The 19,564-nt window shown below is 48.2% G+C and carries 15 protein-coding genes; 10 read left to right on the forward strand and 5 right to left on the reverse strand.

The features are described from left to right. Positions 1–407 precede the first annotated feature (407 nt). Positions 408–1,334 carry a DUF2268 domain-containing protein gene (locus tag IDH45_RS33105; RefSeq protein ID WP_190932435.1) on the forward strand — a complete coding sequence of 309 codons (927 nt, stop codon included), beginning with the start codon at positions 408–410 and terminating at the stop codon, positions 1,332–1,334. Then, the gene (locus tag IDH45_RS33110; RefSeq protein ID WP_190932436.1) at positions 1,309–2,073 is read left to right on the forward strand and encodes a MerR family transcriptional regulator; all 765 of its coding nucleotides are present in this window, start codon (positions 1,309–1,311) and stop codon (positions 2,071–2,073) included. Before IDH45_RS33105 ends, IDH45_RS33110 begins: the two co-directional genes overlap by 26 nt. Positions 2,074–2,362: 289 nt before the next feature. On the opposite strand, the gene IDH45_RS33115 is transcribed toward IDH45_RS33110, so the two are convergent. After that, entirely contained in the window at positions 2,363–4,924 is a 2,562-nt protein-coding gene (locus IDH45_RS33115; RefSeq protein ID WP_190932437.1) for a helix-turn-helix domain-containing protein, read from the reverse strand. A 219-nt stretch (positions 4,925–5,143) separates the two neighbouring features. Between IDH45_RS33115 and IDH45_RS33120 the strand changes: the two genes are divergently transcribed. The 7 genes from IDH45_RS33120 to IDH45_RS33150 all read left to right on the forward strand — a co-directional run bounded on the left by IDH45_RS33120 (position 5,144) and on the right by IDH45_RS33150 (position 13,279). After that, positions 5,144–6,379 carry a Gfo/Idh/MocA family protein gene (locus IDH45_RS33120; RefSeq protein WP_190932438.1) on the forward strand — a complete coding sequence of 412 codons (1,236 nt, stop codon included), beginning with the start codon at positions 5,144–5,146 and terminating at the stop codon, positions 6,377–6,379. A 319-nt stretch (positions 6,380–6,698) separates the two neighbouring features. Further along, the gene (locus tag IDH45_RS33125; protein ID WP_190932439.1) at positions 6,699–8,732 is read left to right on the forward strand and encodes a right-handed parallel beta-helix repeat-containing protein; all 2,034 of its coding nucleotides are present in this window, start codon (positions 6,699–6,701) and stop codon (positions 8,730–8,732) included. A gap of 120 nt (positions 8,733–8,852) precedes the next feature. Continuing rightward, the gene (locus tag IDH45_RS33130; protein ID WP_190932440.1) at positions 8,853–10,193 is read left to right on the forward strand and encodes an ABC transporter substrate-binding protein; all 1,341 of its coding nucleotides are present in this window, start codon (positions 8,853–8,855) and stop codon (positions 10,191–10,193) included. Positions 10,194–10,605: 412 nt separating this feature from the next. Further along, positions 10,606–11,187, forward strand: a complete 582-nt coding sequence (locus IDH45_RS33135) for a TetR/AcrR family transcriptional regulator (protein WP_317891329.1) — start codon at positions 10,606–10,608, stop codon at positions 11,185–11,187. Next, positions 11,184–11,933 carry a hypothetical protein gene (locus IDH45_RS33140; RefSeq protein ID WP_190932442.1) on the forward strand — a complete coding sequence of 250 codons (750 nt, stop codon included), beginning with the start codon at positions 11,184–11,186 and terminating at the stop codon, positions 11,931–11,933. The genes IDH45_RS33135 and IDH45_RS33140 overlap by 4 nt, the downstream gene beginning before the upstream one ends. 268 nt (positions 11,934–12,201) lie before the next feature. Further along, positions 12,202–12,789: a TetR/AcrR family transcriptional regulator gene (locus IDH45_RS33145; protein ID WP_190932443.1), complete on the forward strand. Its 588-nt coding sequence runs from the start codon at positions 12,202–12,204 to the stop codon at positions 12,787–12,789. A gap of 55 nt (positions 12,790–12,844) precedes the next feature. Next, positions 12,845–13,279, forward strand: coding sequence for an SRPBCC domain-containing protein (locus IDH45_RS33150; protein WP_190932444.1), 435 nt, complete (start codon positions 12,845–12,847; stop codon positions 13,277–13,279). Positions 13,280–13,593: 314 nt separating this feature from the next. Here IDH45_RS33150 and IDH45_RS35395 read toward each other — a convergent pair whose 3' ends face one another. The 4 genes from IDH45_RS35395 to IDH45_RS33170 all read right to left on the reverse strand — a co-directional run bounded on the left by IDH45_RS35395 (position 13,594) and on the right by IDH45_RS33170 (position 17,516). Beyond that, positions 13,594–13,785: an AraC family transcriptional regulator gene (locus tag IDH45_RS35395; RefSeq protein ID WP_190932445.1), complete on the reverse strand. Its 192-nt coding sequence runs from the start codon at positions 13,783–13,785 to the stop codon at positions 13,594–13,596. 2 nt (positions 13,786–13,787) lie between these two features. Next, positions 13,788–14,183, reverse strand: a complete 396-nt coding sequence (locus IDH45_RS33160; RefSeq protein WP_190932446.1) for a RidA family protein — start codon at positions 14,181–14,183, stop codon at positions 13,788–13,790. A 464-nt stretch (positions 14,184–14,647) separates the two neighbouring features. Beyond that, complete coding sequence (locus tag IDH45_RS33165) at positions 14,648–15,775, reverse strand: response regulator (RefSeq protein WP_190932447.1); 1,128 nt, start codon at positions 15,773–15,775, stop codon at positions 14,648–14,650. Continuing rightward, positions 15,756–17,516 carry a sensor histidine kinase gene (locus IDH45_RS33170; RefSeq protein WP_190932448.1) on the reverse strand — a complete coding sequence of 587 codons (1,761 nt, stop codon included), beginning with the start codon at positions 17,514–17,516 and terminating at the stop codon, positions 15,756–15,758. The genes IDH45_RS33165 and IDH45_RS33170 overlap by 20 nt, the downstream gene beginning before the upstream one ends. 235 nt (positions 17,517–17,751) lie before the next feature. Between IDH45_RS33170 and IDH45_RS33175 the strand changes: the two genes are divergently transcribed. Beyond that, a partial coding sequence (locus tag IDH45_RS33175; protein WP_190932449.1) for an Ig-like domain repeat protein occupies positions 17,752–19,564 on the forward strand: 1,813 nt, incomplete at its 3' end.

Consider the following 19,564-nt stretch of genomic DNA (forward strand, 5'->3'; position numbering starts at 1 on the left):
ATTGGTTTTCCCTCCGAAATGGTCTGTTTGAACATAGTATGTCCCATTTTGATTCATTTCAAAGGTTCCACCTTTCATTTTACAGACCCGGCGCGGCCTATCGTTTCCCGATGCTGTAACGCAAATTGAAGGTAATCAATCTGTTCGTATACCTTCGGTTGCTCCAGCCATTCAACAGGATTTTATAAATTCGCGGCTAGAGCTCCCCAAACCATATGAGACTTCAAACCGCGTCACCGCTTATCTTCGTAAACGAGGGATTTCCCGCGACATCGTGAATTTTTGTTAGTTTTGTTTTACGAGGCGCTCCACGTTATGCGGCGATTCGTGGCGCTACACAAATAGCTTGACTATGACGTTAGGTCATAGCGCATAATGCTCACTATATCAAACGAGGAGTGAGAGATATGAATATCCAATCGTTGCGCTCAGATCAGATTTATCGAAAAGTTGCCCAAGCCTTGTCGGAGGAAAAGACCGAATTATTCAGGACCGAAATGTTAGCTCCGTTTTTGAAGAAGTGGCAGATTCAGCAGATTCCTTTTAAGACGGAGGCGCCATACGGGTTTGATGTCATTGTGATGAACAGTATCATGAACCGGTCTCCGGAGCAAATTACTGATCAGATTTCAGATGAGATCAGGCTGATTTCTTCAGATTCTTTTTGGTCGGAATGCGAGGATGCGGTAAAGAAAAGCCTTCATCTTTTTACCGAACATGGCGTGAGTCTTCCCGTATCCGATTACTTGTTTACCGTTCAGTTAGGCAATCCTGAAAGTCGCGCTCTAATGTTAAGCGAGGGCTACAGTGGCGATGGTGGCATTCCCGGGTATATATTAGGTACACTTGTACCAAATGCGTATACGCTGCCGCGAATGAAGGCTGCACTCGCGCACGAATGCAATCATAATGTCCGCTATCAATTTATTCAATGGACGACTGCCGTTACTTTGGGCGAGTTCATTGTGAGCGAAGGATTAGCCGAAAGCTTTGCCACGTTCCTATTCGGCGAAGAATTGCTCGGCCCATGGGTAGCGAAAACAAGCGTAGAAACACTGAACCGGCACATTAAGCCTGCGCTTAAAGAACAGTTACAAGTAACGGGGTTTGACAAAATTATGCCTTACCTCTACGGTGACGAAATCGCCAAGCTTCAAAACTTTGAGCCGGTGGGTATGCCGTATAGCGCTGGCTATGCTTGCGGATATTATTTGATCCAACACTATTTGAGAAAAACCGGAAGAACAATCTTCGAGGCGACCATAACGCCTGCAAATCAAATACTGGAGGAAGTAAAAGGATTTTGGGATGAAGAAACGATTATTAGCGGTTAAAGATATTGTTCGAATCACAGGGATTACAACCAGAACCTTGCATTATTACGACAGAATTGGTTTATTAAAGCCGATACACCTGGCGGAAAACGGGTATCGTCTTTATGACCGAAGCAGCCTGGAAAAGCTTCAAACCATTCTGTTTTTGAAGGAAATGGATTTTTCCTTGAAAGAAATTGCGGCTATATTAAAGCTGACCAAGAACGAACAGAAACAACTGTTACTGGAACACGGCCAAACGCTACGAGCGAGAAAACAAAGGCTAGAAACGATCATGACTGCCCTGGACGAGTACGTTTCAGGGAAGGATGTTTACAGCTTGCAACTTTTCAACCATTCGTCTGTTTTGTCGTTGAAAGAACAATATGCGAATGAAGCAAAGTTCGTTTATGGTGAAACAGAAGGATATATCGAGTTTGAGGGGAAACTGAAAGGCCTGTCATCAGGTGAAAAAGCCGAACTGTTTTCCGAATTTGAGCAAACGATGAAGGGGATATTCCAAAAAATCGCTTCTTATATCTATCAGTCTCCTTTCTCTGATGAAGTGCAGCAGCTAGTAGTAGAATGGAAAAATTGTCTTGAGCAGTTCATGACATGCGATTCTGAGTTGCTGGCCTGCATTGCTAATACGTACAAATGCGATGCCCGCTTCAAAAACTACATTAATCAATACAGCAATGAGGATATGGCGGAATTTTTATCTAGCGCAATAATGTATCATATCAATCAGGAGACATGACGATTTCCTACTGGGAAGAGTTAAATGAATCACGACACGGATTAAACTAGCGGGGAACAGTATGGGAGGAAAGCCTGGAGTAGGCTGCCTCCCTTTGTGCCGGGAGGGGTTATGAAGGCAACGTGGGACGAATGTCTCGTGTTGCACATCCGGGATCAACTTCAATCTCCCGTTTGATCCAGCCAAGCAAAGCTGGGTTTACAGGAGAGAGGGGGCATCGTGGTACTGAGCAACACCCCTCGGCAAGCTTCAGAGGTTGCCCGGTGTCGGCGAAGACTGTGGTGTTTTATTATTGTTTCAATTCGCCAGGTGTAACCCCATAATATTTACGAAATACACGAATAAAATGACTGATATCTTTGAACCCGAGCATGAAAGTCGCTTCCGATACGCTGTTGCCGGCCTGCAACAGTTTTTTTGCTTGATCCATTCTTTTTTTCAGCAGGTACTGAGGAAACGATACACCCATTTCTTTCTTGAAAACCCGGCCAAGATGCGAAGCATTGATATGCAAACGATCAGCTGCCTCTTGCAGGCTCCAATGATGCCCGTCCTGCTCCTCCATCAAATCGACAACTTTTTTGATCAAAATATGATGGTGTTTCATGGCAGCCGTTACCTCAAGTGTGCGGTTCTCGGTCTCCGTCTGATTCATGGTACGAAGGTCGGACATATCGTAAATGATTTCAATTGAGATACTTGCCGGATGAATTGCGCCTTCTTCGACGAAAAAACGGGCAGTCCATGCGGCTCGATCGAAAAACCAATAATCGTGATTGGAAGTCGCTTTTTCTAAATGGGATGTCTCTGTTAAAGAGAAACTGTTAACCGTCACTTTTAACGGCTTTGCTTCCAGATGAAACTGAACATCATAGATGCGCCGGGACGGCATTTCATCGTAACGTCCTGTTCTCAGGCCAATTTCCGCGCATACAGACGTGCTTTTGGCTGAACAACATATCTTGGTTTCGGCGATTTCCTGCTGCAAATAGGCATAGGTCGCCCCATCGTCCTCCAATAATGTGTAAACGCTTTCTCCATGCGGGTAAAAGTGCAACCCGACGAATTCCTGCTGTTTATTGTCAATACAGTCTCCAGCGGTCCAGGTCGGGATAATCGCGCCGACCCGCACGTATAGGGGGCCTCCTGCCGGGGAAGGGATGTCAGGCGTCAGCCACTTCGGTCCGGTATGCTTCTCGCCAGTCCAGTAATCGATCCATTCGCCATTCGGTATATATACCTGCTTTGTAAACGCCGCAACAAGAAATGAATCGCCAAACATATACTGATTAAGCAAGCGGTTCGATTGATCATCTTCCGGGAAGCACAGGGGCATTGCTCGTACGATGGGCATTCCTGTGCGAGCGGCAGTATGTGCCGCAGAATAGATGTATGGGATAAGCGAATACCGCAGTTTCGCGTAATGCTTAAATGTCAACAATAAATCGTTCTTCAAAATAGACGGATGCGACCAATAGCCTGAGCTGTTTACAAGCGACCATGCTTGCAAAAAACCGAAATGAATTCCTTCAGGCGTCGATACGTCCATTTCGCTTGTTGTGTTGGTATGACCGGTTAATCCATGATTTAGTACGGAAATCAGCGTCGATTCACCTTGCGAGTTTCCGGCCCATGTAGCTGCATATTGCTGCAAGCCTGTATATCCGACCGAGATATAATTCATCGAGCGGCGCCCCGTTTGTTGCCGAAAGCCTTGGTGCATTTGTTTGCTCAGCATGAGGGGGTATAGATTGCGAATTTCCGGGTCGCCCATTTGATTGGCCCAAATTCCCGTCGGATGTTGGAAAGCGCTATCGGGTACGACCATTTTGAATGAAGACACGCCAAGTTCAACAAATTGACGCAAATGAGCATAAAAGGAATGTTCCTCTTCCAAGCTTACATCATATTGGCATTTTATCCATAAACTCAGTTTAAAACCATGATTGTGCAACGTATCGATAAAGGGAGCTGAATGGGCCGTATGGCCGGAGGATGGCGACATTCGAAAACGGTTCAGATCCCAATGAAACGGAAAGGGAATCTCGAAGTTATGGTCTTCTACCATCCAACCGCGCTCGAGACCGATCATATCGCAAGGAATGCCGTCTCTGCGAAAATTCATAGCATCGTCGATCATCTCGCGGGCGTTCGAGTACGAATGACAGGCGAACGTTAAACCGTAAGCCCAAATGGGCATAACGAGCGGTCTTCCTGCGACTTCTGTAAAGCAGTCAAGCAGCTCGGCATAATGGTCCCCGACAAACAGAAAGTAATCCAATGCTCCTTCTTGCCCGCTTATGGATAAACGATCCGCGCACGTGTGGGCAATATCCATATGGTGTCTCCATGTCGTATTGACCAGCAGCCCCCAGCCTTTACTGCTCATAAGGAACGGAACGGGAGCAAGATGGTTGGGATATTCGATATGTATATCGGCGGCATGTCCATGGTGCTGAATATGTTCCCTCGTTTCGTCCCCTAGCCCGTATATCATTTCGTCCCCTGATAGATGAAAGTGGACTTCAAATCCATCTGTAGAAGCGGGATTTTGAAAATCCTCGGCATGACAGATCAGCATATCGCCGCGGCGATTGAACAAGGCCAGCTTTCCGCTGTTTTTGTCCATGCGCAGGGATGACTGGCCGTTATGAATCATGATGGAAGTATCGTCCTGATCCATCGTATATGTTGTCGATATGGCAGGTTGAATGATACCGTAACGAACGAGAGGCGGCTCCTGGAAATCAGCAGTATGATTCGTTCGAATCCGAAGCGTACCGTGCGAGAGCGGATCTATGCGTACATACGAACGATTTTCAATTTGTAGCAGGATGTGCGGATTGTCCATACGGGATGCCTTCCCTTCATTTCGATTACGGATTGTCTATACACCATCACGCATAAATAGACCGAACCATGCATTCAACATACCGAAAGCTGCACCAATTGACCTAGGAGCTGGACCAGCCGGTATTTACAATGATTATAGCCTCCGACTACGCGACGAATCAACAATCAATAATGGGTAACGAATGTTTCACGCAGAGAGGCGAAAGGACGGGGATATATGGGTGTGCAACAGACTGTGAAATTGGGTGTGATCGGATTGGGCAAACGAGGCATAGGGCTACTTACGCTGTTGTTGGGCATGGAGGATGTTGAAATCGTCGCAATTTGCGATCCTTACGAAGAACGGCTGGAGAAGGGGCTTAGTACCGTAGTAAATAAGGAACGTCCTCCGGCAACCGGTTATTGGGATTATCGGGATCTGCTTGCACGTTCTGACATCCAGGGAGTCGTCATTGCTACGACTTGGGTAACCCATGCAGAAATCGCGATTGCCGCGATGCGGGCAGGCAAGTATGCCGGGATCGAAGTCGGCGGAGCCGCTTCCTTGGAGGAGTGCTGGGAGCTCGTCCGAGCATCGGAGCAGTCTGGAATGCCGTGTATGCTGCTCGAGAACTGCTGCTACGGACGTAACGAACTGGCGGTTATGAATATGGTGAAGAAAGGTCTGCTTGGCGAGATCGTCCATGCTGAGTGCGGGTATGAGCACGATCTGCGCGAAGAGGTGGCGATGGGCGATGTAAACAAACACAATCGCTACTACAATTACTTGCACCGCAATGGCGACGTGTATCCGATTCACGGCCTGGGGCCGGTGTCCAAGATGCTGGAGATCAACCGTGGCAACCGTCTCGTATCACTGACCTCGATGTCCTCGAAAGCACGAGGCATCAAGCAGTGGGCAACGGACAAGTTTGGCGAGAACGATCCTAAGGCCAAGCTGGACTGGACCCAAGGTGATGTTGTCACGACGTTGATAAGGTGCGCCGGCGGCGAAACGATATCGATGATCCACGATACAACGCTCCCTCGTCCATATTCGAGAGCGGGTCGCGTGCAAGGGACGAAAGGCCTGTGGATGGAAATCAATCATTCGATCCACATCGATGGCCGCACCCCGGCCCACAAGTGGGAGTCGTTCGACAAATACCTGGAGGAGTACGAGCACCCGATCTGGATAGAGTATAAAGATATGGGCATACGAGAGGGTCACGGCGGGATGGATTACCTCGTGTTGCAGGCGTACGTGGAAAGCATCATGAACGGCACTCAGACCCCGATCGACGTGTACGACACAGCGGCTTGGATGGCGGTTACCGTATTGTCGGAAGAGTCCGTCATACTAGGCAGTATGCCGGTCGCGATTCCGGACTTCACGAAGGGCAAGTGGATCAACCGGGAACCGGCGCCGGTCAGCCGATATTCTCTGAATGCCATTCATGATCAATTGTTCTAATTTTGGAAGTGATCCCACAGGTTGTGATGAACCTGTGGGATTTTTTTATTCGCTCGCGCATTCAACGGAAACATGCCTGAGACGGACAGTAATGACTCGTATGGATAAATGCACCCGCTCCAAAATAGACCGAATCTTGCATTCAATAGACCGAAAGCTGCACCAATCGTCCTATAACTTGGACAAGGCAGCGCTTACAATCGTTATAGATATTCATAAAAACATGAATATGACTACTTCTATCGCTCCAGTCAGGAGGATGGAAACGTCAGCGCTTAGAACAGTCTGATGTGAAAAATTCAACATGGAGGAGAAGCAAATGGGCGGAACACAGGAGGAGAAAGGAATTGCTGGCGAAAAGCAGCGGGAGATCGGCTTGATCGGCAGGAGACAAATCCTGACGACGATTGGGGTGGCGGGAGCAACTGCTGCGGCCGGTCTTTTATTTGGCGGAACAATAGGAGAGGCGTCGGAACAATTGGTATCGAAAGACGTATACGGCAGAAGCGGGAAAGGTAGCTTCAAGAACGATCTGACAGAATGGTGGAACGTAAAGGGTAACGGCTTAGCGGGGGACGGGATCGCGGATGATGCCCAAGCGCTGCTGTACCTTATCGAGCAAGCTGCGGCAGCCACTGCGGCTACGCTCTATTTCCCCAAAGGCCAATACGTCATGGGAGTTACCGTTACCATTCCTGGCCATATCCGATGTAAGTTTGATCGAGGGGCGATTCTTCTTCCTTCCGCTGGAGTTTCGGTTACGCTTGCAGGCGGACTGGATGCTGGCCCGTACGCAATATTCGGAGGAGAAGGAAGTATCGGTTTGCCTTCCTCGGGTCTGCCTGAAGCATATCCCCAATGGTGGGGGGCTCAGGGTGATGGTATTTCCGACGATACCGCGGCCATTCAAGCGGTTATAAATGCCGCAATCCCGGCACGTACAAAAGTTTTCTTTCCTGCAGGGACTTATGTATTCAACCGTACTATTGAGCTGGGTGACTATGCGGTTTTGCAAGGACAAGAGGCTGTGCTGAAAGCCCAAGACGGATGCGAGGAGGGGGCCATCTGGGTACGCAACGCTTCCCATATTGACATACGCGGTTTTACCGTTGATATGAATAAAGCCCATACCCCAAACAAGGGGCGTCGCGACTTGCAGCAGGCGTTCAAAATTCAGGCGTACTTGAATTCTATAGCGGATATTCGCATTAGCGACGTACGTATATTGAACGGTCATCAGAGCGGCATCCATCTGCTGGGAACAAATGACGGGCATCTGCAGGCCCACCTCGTGAGCAGCGTGCACACGGTCAGGGACGTGCTACTGGAGCGGATCCACATCGATGCTTGTGATGTCGGCATTCTTGCGGCAGACGGAAAGAGGATCACTGTCCGCGACTGTAGAATCAGTAATTGCCTTACGTCCGGCGTATTGCTAGGACGTTGCCCGGAGTACACGATTTCGAACAACTATTGTCTCGACCAGATCGGCCACGGCATAACCGTAGACTTGTCGGATTTCGGCACGATATCTGGGAACCTGTGCTCCGGAAACAAGAACGGTACACAGTTAGCTTTCGGTATAGTGGTGTCCCGAAACTGCAAATACTTCACCGTTGATGGAAATGTTTGTTCGCAAAACGGTCTCGGAGGCATTAGCATTGATGTCACTTTAGTTGGAAATGTGCCGGTCAAAACACATGCAACGGTGTCCAATAATATTTGCACGGGTAATTTGCTTCATCATGGGATATACATCAATCACGCCCACGATATTGTCGTCATCGGGAACAACTGCGAGAACAATAAGTTGAACGGTATCATGATCGCATTTGGGGATAATGTCAATGCGACGGGGAACATGTGCGTGGGAAACGATACGGGGATCTTCGTAAGCGGGCAAAACACAGGAGTGTCCTTGGATTCCAATCGGCTGGACAAAAATACCCGTTTCGGCATACATCTTGACAACGCTGAAGCGTGTATGGTTCAAAATAACAGTTGTAAGCAGAATGGCCAGCACGGAATGCGCTTGATGACGCTGAATAGCAGCGCCGTAACCGGGAATACAGCGGTCGGAAACGGGGCAGCACTAGCCGGATGCTCGAATGTATGGATCACATCAGGCTCGGCGAACAATCACGTATCCGCAAATACAGTCAGAGCAGGTCTGGCAGCCATTCGGCCACAATACGGCATTAAAGTCGACCAGGGCTGCCCACACAATCTGGTGTCGGCCAATGATTGCTTCGAGAGTGGCTCGGCATCGGGAATTGTCAGCCTCGATAGCACAACGCTTTTCGGAGCGGGAAACCGGAATAATGATGGAAGCTTTTCGACTGTACCGATGTAATCCTCTCTGGAACTGATTCTTCAAGCATACGCTCAGCATTCGGGGCTGTAGCCGTAATGAATTTCGCTGCATGGCGGAGAACGAATTATGAATGACAGCCATTACAAGGGGGAACGAACCATGAAACAAAGAGTAATTAGCTTTTCGCTTTTGGCATTGACAGCTGCAGTTGCTTTTGCAGGATGCAGCAGCGGCAATGGACCTGCAACAGGAGGCACGAAAACGCCGGAAACGACGACACCCGCTTCCGTCGCAGTCGATACGAAACCCGTAACGCTAAAAATGTTTTTTCCGATCTCGATGTCCGATACCGACTTTACGAATCTGGTCGTGGAGCCAGTGAAGAAAAAATACCCGTACATTACCGTCGAAATGATCAAGCGGAATAACAAGCCGACGGCGCTCGAGCAATTGCAGGACATTTACGCGGTGGGCGATTCTCCCGATCTGCTGTTTACGTGGAACGGCGATTTGCCATCGTACAAAGATGTCGATCTGCTGTACGACATGACGGATCTCGCGAAGAAGCATGGCGTGGACACCGGGAAATTCGAGCCTGTCGTGCTGGACTCCCTCAAGGTCATCATGGATAACAAGGGATTGCCTGCGCTGCCGTTCGCCGTCAACTTCAACGCGACTTATTATAACAAAGATTTGTTCGACCGGTTCGGCATCGGTTATCCGAAGGACGGCATGACATGGAATGATGCGATCGAGCTCGCCAAGAAAGTATCCCGCACGGACGGGGGAGTGCAATATATGGGCCTCAGCCCGGATACGCTCATCCGACTGGCGATGCCGCTATCGCTTACGAAGGTCGATGCGAAGACGCAAAAGGCGACGATGAATAACGACTCCTGGAAGCGCGTGTTCGAGCTGCAGAAGGAGATCTATTCGATTCCGAACAACATGCCGAAAAAAATGAACGACGCCGGCCAGAAAAGCTTCCTGAATGAAAAAACCTTGGCGATGCTGCCTACAATCAACCTGATGAATCTCGGATTGGAGTCGGCACAGAAGGAGGGTTTGAACTGGGATATCGTTCAATATCCGAGCTACCCGGATAAGCCCAATACATACGGCCACGTGGACACGCACTTGGTCGCCATCGCGAAAACAAGCAAGAACAAGGATCAGGCGATGCAGGTTATCGAGGTGATGACCTCCGACGAAGTGCAGCTACTGAGCACCAGGACTACCGCAAGGATGACGGCGCTTAAAAATAAGGATATCAAGAACCAATTCGGAGCGGAAATGACTTTCCTCAAGGGAAAGAACATTCCTTCCATCATGAAAAGCAATCCGGCTCCGGGCCCGCTGTACTCGCAATTCGAATCCCGGACGAATGCAATCGCATTGAAGAAGCTCGAAGAATTCGTGAACGGCAAAGATATTAACACAACTCTACGGGAAGCGGACGAAGAGATCCATACACTAATCGGATCATCGGCCAAAAAGTAGCGGCACCGTTTGTTAACCCATTTTCGCCAAGTGCTTCGGTTGAATGCGGTTCCGATCAAACTAACAGTGATATACAAAGGCTTGAAGAACAGCGTCCAAGCTCAACTGAAAAGTCAGGTGGTCTTACTATCTTTTGAATGACCTGATGAAGCAACTGTTTCAGAACATTCTCATCGTCTATGTTCAGTTGTACAAATAACGTGATTTGCTTCTGAAAGGCACGGAATTGTTCTTCCGTGTCTTTTTGCGTTTCGAGAAAGGTCTCAAGTTCGACCTCCTGCTTCGTGAGCGCTTGTTGCTCCGATAGAAAGGTGTTACCCCTTGACATTATAATTGGGAGAATATACGATATAGGAAACCGAAAATAATAAACTGGTTTTCTTGGTTTCTGAAGGGGGGATCTTTTGAATTGGTGGATGAAGCCGTAAGACATCGAATAGTTGAAATAGCTCATCAGTTCTTTATTAAAAGAGGTTATCGCCATGTGACGATGCAGAATATCGCCGAGGAGCTTGGTATGAGCAAAAAAACACTTTACTTATATTTTGCATCGAAGGAAGATATTGCGCAAACGGTCATTGAGAATACATTCCAGTCCATTTCGAATCATGTGGATGCCTCCACAGCAGTGGATGGAAACCCATTGGTCGCTTTACGCGTCACGTTAATGAAAATACGGGAAGAAACTCTTCAATTAAGTCCGTTTTTTCTCGAGGATATTCAGAAAACGGTTCCCCATCTTTGGGAATACATCGTTCGAGTTCGCTCCGAGAAAGGGAGATTTGTTACTCAATTACTAAACAAAGCAAAAGAACAGGGACTGATACGATCTACACTTAACCCTCATATCATTACGGTTCTTTTTATAGAATCTGTTCAGACAATAATCCGGCCTGACATCTGGTCGAAACACGGATTCGCCCTTGATGAATTATGGGATACTTTGTTTTCCGTCTTTTTTTATGGCGTTTCAAATGAGGAGGAGCATCTATGAAAATCGTTAATGATCACTTGCAATTTCCTAAAGCGAGCCTTGTTAAGTGCAACGATTACGGGTATATTCACGTCGCAGCCGAACTTGAGAAGCCAATTGGTCCATTCCCTCGAAGCACTGAACGAAAACGCAAGGTTATTCTTCAATCCAAAGAAATTTCAAATCGTCTCCGAGAACTTCCTGACGTTCGCAATGTAAATGTCTTCGAAGCTCTGGTCATCCCCCCTGGACGTGGGAAGCTTCTTGAGAAACGCAAGGGTAAGGTTCACCTCGCACAATTTGATGTAGTTGTGCTGATTGAGACGAGTCACAAGGAAGCAACGCAGCAAGTACAAGAGCACCCACTATTTCAAGAACTGATTCAATTGCTCTCCCAAAAATCCAATTTCACCCATATAGTAGCTGCTACGAATGTCCGTAGAATTGCAGAAGTGGATAAGTCTCAGCAAGGAGTGTTTCTATTTAACTATTTTTACGCCGATGACGTCCATGAGCTATTGCCAGTTTGGGAGTACACCGCAGGGTGGTTTGAGGCAAAGACTGCACTCGACAATTCTACATTGCTCATACCCGAAGAAGGAGAACAATCCCAATACGGGCTAATCAACCATTGCAGATGGGATCGCCTATCCGATATCATCCCGGACCTGTTGTTTCGTCCAACATTTCGTAAGTATGTACTGGAGAATTTCGAAGTCAATGGAATAGCGGCGATGCCTATACTATATAAGCTTGCTTCCACCTAATGGCGGTAAGGTTGCAATCATGGGGGATTGTGTTTCGCTCGTGAGGAAAAACGTTTTTAAGAGCCGCATTTACCTGATTTTTGAGGCCTGAAAACCCGAACTCGAGAAAGTTCGGGTTTTTGTTAACGATTCAGAATGTTTAGAATTTGCTAAAAGACATGGGCAACTTTGAAGATATTGACATTACACCCGAATAACCTTATTATAATAACACAACATGATAGTTAGCACTAACTATAATTTATTGAATCGAGCTGGGAAGAGAATGATGGAGAATAAGATGGTCTTGGACACAAGAACCAAATTGATGAACGCGGCGATAGATCTGATGGCTGCAAAAGGCTATAAAGGCGTATCTACGAAGGAGATTGCAGCAACGGCAGGCGTCAGTGAGATGACCTTGTTCCGTAATTTCGGCAGCAAGCAAAACCTGCTGGAGAAAGCAGTCGACCATTATCATTATTCGATTGAGATGACCCACATTTTTAACGAGAACGTGATCGGGGACCTGAGATCGGACTTGCTGATGATTAGCCAAATGTATCATGAATTGATGGAGCGTAACCGAAAATTGTTCCTTATTGTATTGAGTGATCATGAATTGGTTGAAATCCGCGAAAAGGCGCAGAAGCATCCTCGGAAACTGTTGGAGTTGTTGACGAATTATTTCAAGGACATGGAGAGCAAGAACAAACTGGTTTCAACGGATGCGGAGATGCAAGCGATCACTTTCATGTGGATGAATTACGGGGCTTTCCTTTCGCAGTTGTTTGTCAAGTCTGAGCTTACTGCCAAGTCCAAGCAAGATTTTATGAGATCCAGTGTCGATTTGTTCGTGAGGGCGTTAAGCCCTTAATTTTTCATAATCAATGATAGTTAGCGGTAACTAACCATTTTGAGGAGGTGCCCCTATGAAACATCAGAATATGGAATCGCGCAAGCTTGTCGGTCAAACGGTATCTACCGGTTTCCAGGTCGGTGTCAGGAGGACGTTTCCCATCTCGCCAGAACAGGCGTGGACGTTTCTAACTTCTCCCGATGGGATGAAATTGTGGCTTGGCAACGTACCCCCTCTTGCATTTACGGAGGGAGAGAGTTTTACCTCCGACGAGGGGATCTCGGGTCAGCTCAGGATCGTAAAGCCTCTCAGCCAGCTTCGCTTAAGGTGGGGCAAGAAGGAGTGGGAGAAACCGTCCACGCTGCAAATCCGGATCTTGTCTATTCGCCCTGACCGAACAACGATTAGCTTCCATCAAGAGAATTTGGATCATCCGAACACGCGGGAAGAGATGAAGCTGTATTGGGAAAACGTTCTGAATATCGTCGGGCAGCAAACAAGCACGTAACGGATGAAGAGGAGAAAAGAGGAGAAGGATCATGATAAATAGATTTAGTCATATCGACCTGAGAGTGAACGATTTGGAAAGGCCTTGATTACAGACTATAGCATCTCAGCAGGCAATCGGCATATCTTCTATCAGTGCTGCCCAGCTACCCAGAAAGAACAACAAGCTGGATCCGGAAGTGCTGCAAACCATCTTACGCGATCTGATGGTAAAGCTGCATCAACTTCAATCTCCCGTTTGATCCAGCCAAGCAAAGCTGGTTTTACATGGAGAGAAGGGGCATCGTGGCACTAAGCAACACCCCTCGGCAAGCTTCAGAGGTTGCCCGGTGTAACCCCATAATATTTACGAAATACACGAATGAAATGACTGATATCTTTGAACCCGAGCATGAAAGTCGCTTCCGATCCGCTGTTGCCGGCCGCGCCGACCCGCACGTTTCGCAATAACAAAAACCATGAACCTTGCAAGGTCCATGGTTGGGATGAAGTGTGCGGATGGGACATTGTTATACGCTAGCAGCCCATATTTCGATTTCAATTTTAATCTCAGGCAAGCCTAATTCTGCAAGATAGCCAACTGTCATCGCAGGATATTCTTTCCCGAATAATTTGTCCCACTCTACGTCAAAGAAATCCCAATCGATCTGTTCAGTGGCCCAAATATTCACTTTGATAATATGTTCACTACTCAAATTTTCTGATTCCAGAGCGGTCTTAATGTTAGCAAACGTATGAACCACCTGCTCATTCAAAACAGCAGGTATCTCCCCTTGAGCGTTTACTCCGATTTGTCCCGATGTAACAAACAGTTCTGCACCTCTTGGAATTTTTGTGATGTGCGTGTAATTCCCAACCGGCGCTGGCATAGTTACGGGATTTGTTCTGGTAATTTTTCCGTTCATTTTAGCGACACCTCGTCATTTTGGATTGATTGCTGTATTCATTTTGGAAGCCGCTTGGGCACACTTCACCCGTAATACATGACTCCTAGAAAAAAACAGCAATGGAGTATCCATAACCGGATGATAAGCTTTTACGCGCTCTCTTTTTCATCTTCGGATGCTCCCTCTCTCTCAAAATGATAAAGTTTTTCTATAGTATACCTAGATCATAGGGTATAGTCAAAACAGTCATCACTTACCGTCAGTATCAGTATATTATAATCGACAAACCTTATCCCGCCTATACCGCCGAGACCTTTTGGACGCTTCTTCCTAGATGAACAGAAAGATCGGCTTGAACTGGTTTTTCTACCGCCCTGCAGCCGTCCTATACCTTCCTTCCAACACCGGATATTGGAAAAGGGGGGATTGTTGTTAAGAAAAGCTTTTTGTCTATGATCTTGACAGAGGTCCAAGTCACTTCGTTATACCTCACTAGCCAGCAATCGATCGTACCACTCGGCCAGCTCTGTCGAAGGCTGGATATGGAGCTCTTGCTTCAACAGCGCTTCATACTGCTTGTATTGCAAATGGAGGGCCCGCCTGTCCTTCAAAGCGGCAAACCCTCGCATAAGCAGCATATTCGCTTCTTCATCCAATTCGTTACGCCGCACAAGCCTTTTAGAAATCTGAACGGCCTGATGAAGCTGATTCTTTTCGAGCAACCGCTTTACTAGACGTTTGGCAAACGCCTCGTACGCATCACTGAGCCGCTCGCGCTCGGCAAGCGCCCACCCGTACGGTTTGTCTTCGAACAAATCGCCTGTATACACGCTCTCGGCGGCAATCGCGGCCTCTTCATTGCTGTCATCAATGGTGTGGAATCCGGACAATCGCTCTTCAAATTCTATAAAATCGACCTTAATCTGTTCCAGACTCATCTGATATTGTTCGCGATCGGAGACAAGTATTGATTTCATTCCATGCATAGACAGCGTTCGGCGCAGCTGGTACAGCGCCGTATTGAGATACAACTCCGAATTTTTCCCTTCTCTATCATGGAACAAATCTTCCAGAATACGAACTTTGGCCGCACGATTCCCGCGACAGAGCAACAAATATGCGAACAGCTCCTGACTTTTGCGGGACGTCCACTTCAATGATTCTCCTTGCTCGCTGCTGATTTGCAAACCTCCCAAACCTGCAACCGACAATCGTTTCGGTGTGTCCGCTTTACCGGAATCGGACTTTCCCGCCCGCCCTCTCGCCGCTCTTGCAACGGTTTCTTCCAAACGTTTCCGGGAAACGGGCTTTACGATATAATCCAACGGATACGCATCAAATGCATCCAGCGCAAACTCCTTATGCGAAGTCACGAACACAATATCCAGATCGGCGTTCCTCTTCCGCAATTCAAGGGCTAGTGCCAGTCCGCTGTCCTCGGCGATCTTGATATCGATAAAGGCAAGGTCCACGGCCTGCTGGGAAGCCAACTCAACCGCCTCTGCACGACTGCGTACCATCCCGATGATGACCACGCCGTCTATACGCGACAATAGCTGGCTCATTGCCGTCAACATCGCCTGTTCGTCATCAATAAGCAATACGTTCATCGTTGTCCCTTTCCGAGCCTGCAGTACCAAGAGAAAAGTAAAAAACAGTTTTCTGGCGCGGCACGCTCTCCACCCAAATCTGTCCGCCGCTCATCCGCACGAATTGTTGGCAGACTTGCAACCCCAGTCCGGTTCCTCTCTCCCCGGCAGTCCCTGTTGTGGACACGAGTCTCAGCGGATCGAACAATCCCCGAACCCGTTCTGCCTCTATACCGACACCGTTGTCGCTAACCGATACGATTACCTGCCCGGCAGCCGTTTCAGCACGAACCCAAACTCTGCCGCCTCGCTCGGAAAATTTGATCGCATTCGTCATCAGATTGCGAACGATCAAATTGACCGCTTCTCGATCCGCATATACTTCCATGTCACTGTCGATCTCCATATGTATCGCAATTTGTTTGGCTTCGCTTTTAATTCGCAGCGTGCGGCACACTTCCTCGACCACATCGGCCAGCCGTAATCGCTGAGGGTGCAGCAGCATGCCTTCCTTTTGGCTGCGAAACCATTCCAGCAAATTTTCGATCATCCCGAATGTATTTTGAATTTGACCGCTTAATGCTTCGATCACTTCCTGATGATTGCGGGCAAACATCGTTTTATCCGCTTCCAGCACTTCAATCAAGCTGGCTTGGACCGCTAACGGATTCCGGATATCGTGGGAAACGATTGCGAACAAATGGTCTTTTAGCTGATTAAGCTTCACGATCTGCTCCATCTGCCTGTGCTTTTCGGTAATATCGAACAATACGGATACGGTTCCTTGTTTGGGATTTTTCTGGGAAGCCAGCGGATACACTTTGACCGAATAGACCCGGGATTCTCCGCCCACTCGTGCGTCGATCTCCATATCGCTCGTCTCCATTCGCTTACAGGCGTGCAACCACCCCGGCCACTTGGTCAACAAACTGTCGATATGCTGTCCTGCAATCGAGCTTACTCCTGAACCTGCAAATAAGGGCTCCACATACGCGTTGCTATCGATGACGCTTCCTCTGTGATTGACAATGAGTATCCCTTCTTCCATCGTCTCCACCACAACGTTTCTTGCAAGCGGCACGACGGAGAACATCCGGTAACGGATCACAATCCACAACATAGCCATTCCCAAGAAGCCGGAATATACCGAGAGAGGGAGCAGCCACGGCGTGAAGCCGGAATACAAGGACTTGGCAATTTCCGTCGCTGCAGGGATGCAGCCGCACAGCACGACCAAGATGCCGGGTTTGCGAAGCTGAGGACGAACGCGCCGCAAATAGACAAACAAATAAAAGACGCAAACCGCGATAATCAGATAACAAATGATATTAAATGCAATCGCATAAACGCTTTTGCTTATTTCCAAATGCCCTTGGTCCAGCTCTATATTCCAGAATAGCAGATGGTGATACGGATTCGTCCATATAAGCAAGGACCAAAGCGCGAAAATCGAAAGGATCTGCATCATCCGAAGCGGACGCAGATATTCGTCTTTCCCGAACAGGGCCAGCACAAAAAAAACAACCGTAGGCACTACAAACAACAAGCTGGTTTGTTCTATATTTCGAAACAGCATTTTTGACGATAAACTTTCGCTGTTGATTTCCATGATCACACTTCCGGCATAAATCACACGGCAAACCATCACCCAGGCAAAATATCGGATTCCCCGTTCCTGACTATATAGGAAGGCGTAGTATAAAAACGCGATCATAAAGAAAATGGAAACCAGCATAATCACATTGGATAACGTTAGACTCATAACTGCCAAATTCTCCTTACAACAGGAAACATCTGAAATTCCTATGATTATGACTCAGGACAGCCAGCCGTCACGATTTTTTCCTTCAGTTCCTTCTCTCCTATTAATCATACTATAGGTGGAAGATGTTTCACTATAGGGATTCTTTCATAGTTCTTTCATAGCCGTCTGTTATACTGGTTTTTGCTAAATGCTAGGAGAATTTTGTCTGTGGTTATAAAGAAAGGAGAACATGATGAGAAAATCGACCTTACTTGTGAAAAAGATAATGATTTGTCTACTAGCGCTTATCATCATCGCAAGTCCGTTATTCGTTCCGTCGAATGCCCATGCTGCCCCCGGTGACCCCATGTTTGATTCTATTTCATCGAATGTTATGCACTCATTGGCATTGGATCGAGATGGGCGGATTTGGGCGTGGGGATCCAACGGTGCCGGCCAATTTGGCAATGGAACAACGGAATCTTCTGGTATACCTTTACGAATTGAGGTTATGGATGGTGGCTCTTCGGAAACTTTTAAGAAAGTAAAAGCAGGCATCGATAGTAACTCCATTGCGCTAGATGTTGAGGGCCGTCTGTGGACGACCGGAGACGACGGTAATGAAAAATTGGGCAATGGCTCTGCAGGCTCTTCCCAGGTATGGGGGAAAATATCGGTACTGGAAGCAGGTGCGGAAGTCGAATTTTTAGATATTTTGACAACGCGCAGGGCTTCGATTGCACTGGACAGATCAGGTGAGTTATGGATCTGGGGAATCAAATCGCCCCAGACGCCCATTGACGTGCCGGTTAAATATCCGGTAACGGATAGCGGAAATCCCGTTACCTTCCAAACGATTGTTGGCAATGATGAAGATGCAATTGCTCTTGATTCACAAGATCGCCTGTGGAGGATATTTATGGTGGACCCCTCCCCATTGAAATATCCGGAAACGTCAGCGGTTGAATTCCAATCCATTTCCGCTGGCAGCGGATTCGGGGTCGGCTATCATTTCTTACTGGCTCTCGATAAGGGAGGCAGCATATGGACCTGGGGAGGCGATACCGAAGGGGAACTTGGAGATGGACCGGGAGAAACCGCAATTACTTACATTCCAGCCAAGCTTACTGTCATGGACTCCGGCACCCCGGTCCAATTCACTCAAATTTCCGGGGGGATAAGACACGCGCTGGCATTGGACGACCAGGGGAACATGTGGGCGTGGGGGTCCAATTCCGCAGGTCAGCTAGGTAATAATTCGACCGTAAAATCGGAAGTGCCCGTCAAAGTTCCGCTCGAAGACGACAGCGGCAATCCGTTACGATTTACTTCCGTGTCAGCGGGATCCGAAAAATCGTTCGGTCTGGATGCGGACGGCCAAATCTGGTCATGGGGAAACGGGCAGCATATCCCGAAAAAGATGCGAGTTTCACCTGCGGTTTCATTGTCCGCGTCGAATGTATCCCCGGGCTATCTTCAACCGATTACACTGACGGCTGTAGTTACAGGAGATTTTGACAATCCGACCGGCACTGTCGTGTTCAAAGATGGGGTTGATGTGCTGGGTTACAAATCGCTTACGGGTGGAACTACGCAATTGACCGGCGTCACCCTGTCCCCGGGAGCACATCAGCTTACGGCGTATTACGAAGGGGACGGCGTCTATTTGGAACTGGCTTCGGATCAAGTGACCGTGACGGCCGCCGCCAACCCGGCGAAGGAAATCACCGGCTTTAGCTTTGCTACTCCGGTAGTGGCGGGAACGGTGAACGAGGCGAGTCGCACGATAAGCGTCACGGTGCCGTATGGAACAAACGTGACGGCCTTGACGCCGACGATAACGCACACGGGAGCGAGCATTTCGCCGAACAGTGGCGTGCCGCGGAATTTCACCAATCCGGTGTCGTATACGGTTTCCGCAGCGGATGGAAGTACGAAGAGCTACACGGTAACGGTGAATGTGGCCGCCAACCCGGCGAAGGAAATCACCGGCTTCAGCTTCGCGAGCCCGGCAGTGGCGGGAACGATAAACGAGGCGAGTCGTACGGTAAGCGTCACGGTGCCGT

The organism is Paenibacillus oceani, from assembly GCF_014705615.1.
In the GTDB taxonomy this organism is placed as follows: Bacteria; Bacillota; Bacilli; order Paenibacillales; family NBRC-103111; genus Paenibacillus_AB; species Paenibacillus_AB oceani.